1 protein-coding gene is annotated in these 1,353 nt (G+C 63.6%); it reads right to left on the reverse strand.

Going from position 1 to position 1,353, the window contains the following annotated elements; translation table 11 throughout:
• Positions 1-3 precede the first annotated feature (3 nt).
• Positions 4-237 carry a transcriptional regulator gene (locus EOL86_15065; GenBank protein ID NCD26889.1) on the reverse strand — a complete coding sequence of 78 codons (234 nt, stop codon included), beginning with the start codon at positions 235-237 and terminating at the stop codon, positions 4-6.
• Positions 238-1,353: the final 1,116 nt, after the last annotated feature.

Raw genomic sequence — 1,353 nt, forward strand, 5'->3', positions numbered from 1 at the left:
GGTTCATATCTCCTGAATGGACTTCACGCTCTGGTCCAGCATGGCCAGCACGCAGTCCGGATTGATGCATTTATGGTATCGGGTCCGGAAGCCTCCGTCCCACGGTCTGGTCGCCATGGTTGAAAGCTGGTGCCCGCAGGCCGGGCACGCGGCCTTGTCGCGGGCCGTGTAGTCCACGCCCGTCTTGGCCGCGTTCAGCAGGTTCCGCAGTTCAAGCACCACTTCCCGGTTCAACATGCTATGCGCCCTCGTTGCGGTACAGTGCCCGCCAATCCACTGCCTTGGCGCCGCAATCGATGCGCACCTTGTATTCCACGCCGTCCACGCTGAAACCTTCCCGGCTTTCCAGATAAGGGCTTTGCACGCCGTTCAGGAAAAAGACGGTCACGGTCTTGCCCTTGGGGCCGGCCAGGTACCACGCCTTTTCCGAATCCAGATCCAGGCGCGGATCGTAGACGCGGGCGAAGTAGTTGCCGGTGTAGGGGTTGGCCTTGTTCGGCGCGGCCTGGGTGCCCTCGAAATTCGAGAGGAAAATCTGCTCGCACGCGCCTTCCAGGGCCACGGGAGCCAGGAAAAAGCGGGGGCGGATATTCAGGGAGCGCAGGCCAAGGATGTCCTTCTGGGTCTTCATGGCCGCGATGCCGGCGGACAAGGTGGCGATGGCCACGGCTCCGGCCGTGCCGGCCACGTTGTCATGGGTTGCGTCGAACAGGTCCACGCCGTCGCCCATGGCCGCGTTGGCGGTCAAAACGGAATAGGCCACGTCGCCCACCTTGCGGGCCGCCGCTTCGCCATGTCCCTGGGGAATGGTGGTCAGGGCTCCAAGGTCATCGTTGATGATGGCCTGGCGTGAAATGGCGAAAAGGTTGCCATAGGTGGCGATAGTGAATTGCTCCTGGGCTTCGGAGCGGGTGGCGTACTGGTATTCATCCATCTCGCGCACCTCGTTCAGGTCTCCGATTTCCGAGGGCCGGACCACGGAATGGGTCTTGAAGTCGTTGGCCGCGCCCGTGGCGCACCACTGCATCCATGTTTCCTCGGCCTGCTCGTAGCCGGTCAGAAGGGACTTGTTGGAGGCGTTGGCCAATATCTTGGGAAAGTCGGAGCTGGTCAGGGCGCGCCCGATGATGGCCGGAAGGTTGTTGCCCAAATTGCGCTGCCCGGAGCGGGTCAGACATTCCCGCGCCAATTCGCGCAAGGTCATGGCGGCCAGGGCGTTGTCCTTGGCCGGGACCAGACCGCCGCGCATGAGAATGGACTCTTCGGCCGCCGCGCGGAACTTTTCGGCGTCGGTGGCTCCCGCTTCCACGCGGAAGGCCGGGGCCTGGGTCCGGGCCTCGCGCACGGACTTCA

This window comes from Deltaproteobacteria bacterium (assembly GCA_009930495.1).
Classification (GTDB): domain Bacteria; phylum Desulfobacterota; class Desulfovibrionia; order Desulfovibrionales; family Desulfomicrobiaceae; genus Desulfomicrobium.